The 7,020-nt window shown below is 35.1% G+C and carries 7 protein-coding genes; all 7 read left to right on the top strand.

What is annotated here, in order from left to right:
• Nucleotides 1-399 precede the first annotated feature (399 nt).
• Complete coding sequence (locus tag IR022_RS14735; protein ID WP_194204304.1) at nucleotides 400-1,215, top strand: hypothetical protein; 816 nt, start codon at nucleotides 400-402, stop codon at nucleotides 1,213-1,215.
• Between the two features lie 13 nt (nucleotides 1,216-1,228).
• Nucleotides 1,229-2,023, top strand: coding sequence for a hypothetical protein (locus IR022_RS14730; RefSeq protein WP_194204303.1), 795 nt, complete (start codon nucleotides 1,229-1,231; stop codon nucleotides 2,021-2,023).
• Nucleotides 2,024-2,050: 27 nt separating this feature from the next.
• Entirely contained in the window at nucleotides 2,051-2,875 is an 825-nt protein-coding gene (locus IR022_RS14725) for a hypothetical protein (RefSeq protein ID WP_194204302.1), read from the top strand.
• 862 nt (nucleotides 2,876-3,737) lie between these two features.
• On the top strand, nucleotides 3,738-4,607 hold the full coding sequence (locus tag IR022_RS14720; protein ID WP_194204301.1) for a hypothetical protein: 870 nt from the start codon (nucleotides 3,738-3,740) through the stop codon (nucleotides 4,605-4,607).
• Nucleotides 4,608-4,668: 61 nt separating this feature from the next.
• Nucleotides 4,669-5,556, top strand: coding sequence for a hypothetical protein (locus IR022_RS14715; protein WP_194204300.1), 888 nt, complete (start codon nucleotides 4,669-4,671; stop codon nucleotides 5,554-5,556).
• Nucleotides 5,557-6,023: 467 nt separating this feature from the next.
• Entirely contained in the window at nucleotides 6,024-6,476 is a 453-nt protein-coding gene (locus IR022_RS14710) for a copper resistance protein NlpE N-terminal domain-containing protein (RefSeq protein WP_194204299.1), read from the top strand.
• A 106-nt stretch (nucleotides 6,477-6,582) separates the two neighbouring features.
• The coding region (locus IR022_RS14705; RefSeq protein ID WP_194204298.1) for a hypothetical protein at nucleotides 6,583-7,020 on the top strand (438 nt) is incomplete at its 3' end.

The raw sequence follows: 7,020 nt of genomic DNA, 5'->3' as shown, positions 1-7,020 counted from the left end.
AATAACAATCTAAAGTTTAACGATTTAGATTTGGTTGTGTGCGTTGAAATGTTAGAGAGAGAGAGAGAGAGAGAGAGAGAGAGAGAGAGAGAGAGAGACTAACTAGCGAACATGCTGGTAATAAATATATTTTAGGCGGATTACTCCGTCTTTTTTTTGTTATTGCGTTTTTTATACATATTCTTTTCCCCTTTTACATATTTCCCCAATATATATTCGATAGTTGTTCCGGTAAAGGTTTTCGTGTAGCTGATTTGTTTGTTTTTTGTCGTTCAAAATCAGTACGATATTTCCTTTTACTTATGGCACAACTATGTTCGGCAGCAGCGTGTAGAGATTACATGCTGCTGCTTTCTTTGAATAAATTAACTAACTATATAATAACTAACAAGTAAATTAATGAAAAAGATTATTTTCTTATTAACAGGCGTTTTATTAATTGGGCTATCTCATGCCCAGGTCGGCATAAATACCAAAACTCCTTTGGGTACTTTTCACATTGATCCACAAAATGACACTAATACTACTGGAACCGTTGGAACTAGTGATGATATTATCATAACTCCTGATGGTAAAATGGGAGTAGGTACGCTAAATCCTATGGCTAACTTTGATGTCAATGGAAAGATAAGAATAGCAGACGGCAGCGAGCAAGATGGCTATACATTTGTAGCTGATGCTAATGGAGTCGGTTCGTGGAAGTCTTTGCTGTCACCCCTATCTCTGGCAATGGATGGCTTAGATGCCACTTCAAACAATATTTATTTAGTACCGGCTAATAATTCTCAATTGGGGACTGAAATATGGTTTTATACAAAATCATATATTGATGTAAATCCAGGAAAGCAATTAATTGCCGCAGCGTTTTATACAGCTTTGGATGGTGATGGAGTTGGATTACCTCCATCTTATTTTTATTTTGCGACTTACTCATTATCAACATCACCTTCTGCATTTATAGCTCCTGAATATATTCTAAATTCGGGAGGAGGGCGTTTTGTCACCCTATCCAATAATGGTCCTAACGGATCGGCTGGTAATAGTGGATATTGGGCAGTGAATAATCCAACAGCTATTTCCATTAGATTATTTATATGGGTAAAAGTCTATTTCTCTACTAATGTAAACGCACCAAACACTTATTTTCGGGAGTTAGCCTCTAATAGGTGGTGGGAAAATATAATAAACATAAGTCCAATTGAAGAGGATTTTTAAATTGAATATAACAATGATTAAAAAGAAAATATGTTTGGTTGTGTATTGTAGTTTTTTCTTTTTTGAAACAAATGCTCAAATAGGAATTAATACAGATTATCCTAAAGCTCTTTTTCATATTGATGCTAAAAGTGATAATGGATCAGCTACAACTCCTATAACCATATCGGATGATGTTGTATTTGATAGTGAGGGAAATATGGGAATTGGCACTATTACACCTATCGCCAAAGTAGATATCAAAGGGACATTAAGAGTAGATGATGGCACTCAGAGAAAAAATTTCGGATTGAAATCGGATGCAGATGGAGTTGCCAATTGGGGACCTGTGTCGATAGCTACACGGGTAGACATGGCTAACTTAGGGACAGGTATAAATTCTCTTAATATATTAAGTATCCCGTCCAGTCAACAAACCTATTATCCTACTGGAGGTTACATTACTTTATTTCCTGGGAAATCAATTATCAGGGCATCCTTTGGAAACAAATTAAGTGAATCATTACCCGGCACCTCGGTATTACAGATCAGATACACTTTGTCTACTTCACCTACAATTCTTGTAGCACCCGATTTTCTAAATCCCGCAGGTATGGGATATGTAACATTAACTGGCTTGTTTCCTCAGACAATGCTGGCTGGATCGGGTTATTGGCTGGTAGAAAACAAGACAACCTCCAACCAGAAATTATATCTGTTCTATAGTGTTGTATATATTGGTATTGCCAGTAATACAATTAACCTGATGGATATAGGATCGGCAAGTGTGCCAGAAACAATGGTTACTATAAGCCTTATTACCGGATAATTGAATATGAAAATAAATAAAAAACGAATGAAAGTATATTTAGTTTGTATCAGCATCTTATTCTGTTCATTAAGAGTTTTTTCTCAAGTTGGAGTTAATACCACAAATCCCAGAGGAATTTTACATATAGATGGTAAAGGGAATACTCCAGATTCGGGAGTAATTAATCCTAATCTAACAACAGATGATGTATTATTTACCGATGCAGGAGTTATTGGTATAGGTACCCTAAGCCCTATAGCCGGTGTACGTGCTGATATTCGGGGCAAAGTGAGGATTGACGATGGCACAGTATCTCCGGTAAACTATGCTTTGTTATCTGATGCCGATGGTATAGGGCATTGGATGCCAGTTCTTAATAAGGTAAAAATAGCTACAACCTTGGGAGTGGGTATTAACCGTCTGGACGTAAATACATCCAATCAAAATGTTTATAAACCTACTGGGGGATATATTGATGTTCCACAAGGGCTTGTTTTGATTCAGGCATCCCTCTATAATCACATCGGAGACTTTGCAGCTACCCAGGGACAAATAATCTTGAGGTATGCATGGCACGAGCAGTCTAATGAGTTTAGTGCATTAGCAATACCTCCTTTAACTAAGTTTCATTACGAAAATACTGGAGGATGGGGAGTGGTAACTACACTTGGAGCATATCCTAATTATATAATGACGGGCTCAGGCTATTGGGCGATCAATAATACCTCGGGAGGAACTCTCAGATTATATCTTTTTGCTGCGCTTAATTCTTATAATATTATTGATACAGATGGGGTATGGTTATATGCTGTGGGGGCTCAGGGATGGTCTGAAAATATGATTTCAATATCTCCAATTGAAAATATTTGAATTGCAGAATTAAGCTGTAATCTAAATATAAAGAAGAAAGGAAGCATCTTTAAATAGATGCTTCTGTTATTTATCAAACATATTCATTTTTCCTTTGCTGAGTATTGCAATCCAGAAAATGTTCGTTTTATGGATTTATTGGTTGGTATATTGCTATTGAAGCATTTTTTTTCTGAACCTTATTTGGATATTATATATATATTATCATAAATTATGGAGTATAAAATGCATAACATTATAAGAGTAGGGACTAATTATTTAATATAAATTTTTATCTTTGTCGCTATAAACGAACTCACTACTCAAAAAATGACTATAAAATTAACAAACATATCCACCAATAATAATCTAAAGTTTAACGATTTAGATTTGGTCGTGTGCGTTGAAATGTTAGAGAGAGAGAGAGAGAGAGAGAGAGAGAGAGAGAGAGAGAGAGAGAGAGAGAGAGAGAGAGACTAACTAGCGAACATGCTGGTAATAAAAATATTTTAGGCGGATTACTCCGTCTTTTTTTGTTATTGCGTTTTTTATACATATTCTTTTCCCCTTTTACATATTTCCCCAATATATATATCGATAGTTGTTCCGGTAAAGGTTTTCGTGTAGCTGATTTGTTTTTTTGTTGTCGTTCAAAATCAGTACGATATTTCCTTTTACTTATGGCACAACTATGTCCGGCAGCAGTGTGTAGAGATTACATGCTGCTGCTTTTTTATAACTTGCTACATAACAGTTTGTTTGGACTGTCTTGTTATTGCTTTTATTATTCTGGCTATCCTAATAAATCGAAGCTGTTGTCGAAGGTATGTCCGACAGTATCCCATTTACCAATAAAAATTTACTAACTAATATAAAATAACAAATGAGAAAAACTTTTTTATTGATTTTGTACTCTCTGAGCATAAGTCTCTGGTCTCAGATTGGTATAAATACCGAAGATCCCCGGTTTGATTTAGATGTACGGGGAGATGTATTTGCTTCAGGCAAAAGTAAAATTGGAGGTGCTACGGTAATGAATCCTTCTATACAATTAGAGCTTTCAGATACCGATAAAGGCTTGTTATTGAATCGAGTTCCTTTAACAGATCTTACACAAAAATCGCCTGTGGCTGGAGCTGTCACCGGTACACTTGTATATAACAATGGAGGAGGTGCATCTAATCAATTCGATGAAGGTGTTTATTTTTGGAAAGATGATCGATGGAAGGAGCTTTGGGGATTTCTACCTACACAAGGAATTTCTCTTTATTATGCAAGTTTGGATGTGGTAGCAGGACCTGCTAGTGGGGGTAATCAATCCGATATGGTATCTATGTCTTTCACTTCAACAAGAGGAGGTGCAGCCGAGAGTCTAGTTTTACCTGAGAGCGGCTCTTATGCTTTTAATGTAAAGTTATATACAACTTATTGTAATGCTGCAGGAAATAGTATTGTTCCTAGCAATGCAGGAAAGGTGATTGTTTATGTGGGTATTTGGATCAATAATGTATTAAATGATGTTAGTGAGATATTTTATCAGGTATCTCCTCTGGCAAATGGCTCTACAGGTTTGAATGGTTCAAATCTAACCAATGTAATTTTAGGATGCTCGGGTAATGCCGGGGATCAGGTAGATATCCGGCTGGGATATTACCCGGGTAGTGTTACTTCAGGAGTATATATAAAAAGTAGATTCTCATCTTCGGTGAATCCTGCTTCAGATGCAACAACTATGCTCTTCTGGAAATTATAAAAATAGAAAATGTGATCGTAGAATTTTAAGCAAATTGTTTTTTTAATAAAAATGAGATAAAATGAAATTAGATACAAATAAATTATTATTAAGTATTGTTGGCTTTCTTTTTTTTATAGAAGGTTATAGTCAGGTTGGTATTAATACAGTAAATCCACTGTTCGATTTAGACGTCCGGGGAGATATGTTTATTTCAGGAAAGAGTAAGATGGGAGGAAGTGCTACGGTAATGAATCCTTCTATACAATTAGAGCTTTCAGATGCCGATAAAGGGTTGTTATTGAACAGGGTTTCCTTAACGAGTCTATTACAAAAATCACCTGTGGTCGGAGCTGTCGATGGTACACTTGTCTATAATACGGTTCAGGATGCAACGAATCAACTATATGCGGGAGTTTATGTCTGGAGAAACAATGCTTGGCGGAAGCTGGTGGATGAGATTCCTCCTAAACATATTTCTCTTTATTATGCAAGTTCGAATGTGATAGCAGGACTTGCTTCTGGAGGTGATCAATCCAATATGGTATCTATGTCTTTCACTTCAACAAGAGGAGGTGCAGCCGAGAGTCTAGTTTTACCTGAGAGCGGCTCTTATGCTTTTAATGTAAAGTTATATACAACTTATTGTAATGCTGCAGGAAATAGTATTGTTCCTAGCAATGCAGGAAAGGTGATTGTTTATGTGGGTATTTGGATCAATAATGTATTAAATGATGTTAGTGAGATATTTTATCAGGTATCTCCTCTGGCAAATAGCTCTACAGTTTTGAATGGTTCAAATCTAACCAATGTAATTTTAGGATGCTCGGGTAATGCCGGGGATCAGGTAGATATCCGGCTGGGATATTACCCGGGTAGTGTTAGTTCAGGAGAATATATAAGAAGTCAATACTCACCTTCTGTGAATCCAAATTCAGCAGCAACAAGTATGCTATATTGGAAATTGTAGATTGTTTTCACCCCTTTGAATTTCAATCGAAGGGGTTTCCTTCGCAAATACACATCCATATGCTTTATATAGAATAAAGTATTTTGCCCAATAAGTGAGAAAGATAATAATTACTAAAAATGGGTGAAAATTTCTCTTGTTGTTGTCCTTTTTCATATATGTTCTATATGAGATGCGTTTGTAACTGTTTTTGCGTATTTAGTATTACAGAGAGTCTCTTGATGCAGTATACTTATTTTGTTTTAGACCTAAATAGTATATTTAATCTGGTGTTTAATGTCTTTTTTTGCAATATTTATTTTGATTAATTAGAATGTTCTTTCTAAAGTTGAATGAATGTGTATTGTAATTTATGTAAATATTAACATGTATGTATTTAGCTTATAACTAACAAGGACAAAATGGAAAAATTATTATTCGTTCTGGTTATTATTATTTGCTTATTAGCAGCTTGTAATTCAAAAAGAATGAAGAAACCATTCAAGGTTTTGCGAAAAGATGTAATAAATGATATTTTAGGAGCGATTACTGTATATAAAGGTATTTTGCCTTGTGCCGATTGTCGTGGAATAGAGACTACATTGAAAATTTATGAGTTTGCTGGAATCTTTGAGTTGACCAGTGTTTATTTAGGAAAAGAACTTGAAAATAAGTTTGTCCAAAAAGGAAATTTTAGTGTTGAAGAAGGATTAGGCACTGATTCGGATGGGATGGTCTATATCCTTAACTGCGATAGACCTGAAATTGATCAAATTTTTTATGGATATACCAGTGCTGAATCATATAAACAGCTCTTATTATTAGATAATAATCGTCAGATAATCGATTCGGAATATTCGTTGACTATATTGGAGGTAATAATAGAAGTTTCTATACTCCCTGATAATAGAAAAGTATCTTGTAAATACTCTAAGCTATAGGATATCCAACGAAAAGTACGATTATCGATTACGTCTTTTATGTTTAATATCAAATTTTCGCTTTTTATTTTTACATCATTGAATTTTTATAACATACACACTACCTATGCTCAAGAAAATATCAGTTTCAGCTATTTGTTTATTATTTACCATATCAACAGTTATAGCCCAAGATCAGAAAGACGTTTTAAAGGAATTAGTTGACAATATAATAAGTATTGAGGATGCCCGAGATCAACTTGGGGAAGAAGCCTATTGGTTCAATTTCCTAGATAGTGTGTCTCAGATTCAAGGTGCAAAATTCATTTCCTCAAATGCGCAATATGTTAAATGGAATGGTAACGACAATAGCAGTAGAGCATTGGCACCGCCTCCTGCTTTGACCCATATAAATAAAGACAGTCTTAAAACAAAGCTCAATAATCTGTTAAAAACCAGCTGTTTCAATCAATGGTTAAAGCCTCCATATTCGGAAGTAGTTTTACCCAACTTTTTATCTGATATCGACCGTATTATAAATATACCTTTATGGAGGGAAGCCAGT

Source organism: Dysgonomonas sp. GY617 (assembly GCF_015233815.1).
In the GTDB taxonomy this organism is placed as follows: domain Bacteria; phylum Bacteroidota; class Bacteroidia; order Bacteroidales; family Dysgonomonadaceae; genus Dysgonomonas_A.
This window is presented reverse-complemented; position numbering and strand designations above follow the sequence as displayed.

Bases quoted from the DNA above. Each gene is read 5' to 3' on its own strand.
- IR022_RS14720 (WP_194204301.1), top strand. From the start codon at position 3,738: ATGAGAAAAACTTTTTTATTGATTTTGTACTCTCTGAGCATAAGTCTC.
- IR022_RS14730 (WP_194204303.1), top strand. From the start codon at position 1,229: ATGATTAAAAAGAAAATATGTTTGGTTGTGTATTGTAGTTTTTTCTTT.
- IR022_RS14725 (WP_194204302.1), top strand. From the start codon at position 2,051: ATGAAAGTATATTTAGTTTGTATCAGCATCTTATTCTGTTCATTAAGA.
- IR022_RS14715 (WP_194204300.1), top strand. From the start codon at position 4,669: ATGAAATTAGATACAAATAAATTATTATTAAGTATTGTTGGCTTTCTT.
- IR022_RS14710 (WP_194204299.1), top strand. From the start codon at position 6,024: ATGAAGAAACCATTCAAGGTTTTGCGAAAAGATGTAATAAATGATATT.
- IR022_RS14735 (WP_194204304.1), top strand. From the start codon at position 400: ATGAAAAAGATTATTTTCTTATTAACAGGCGTTTTATTAATTGGGCTA.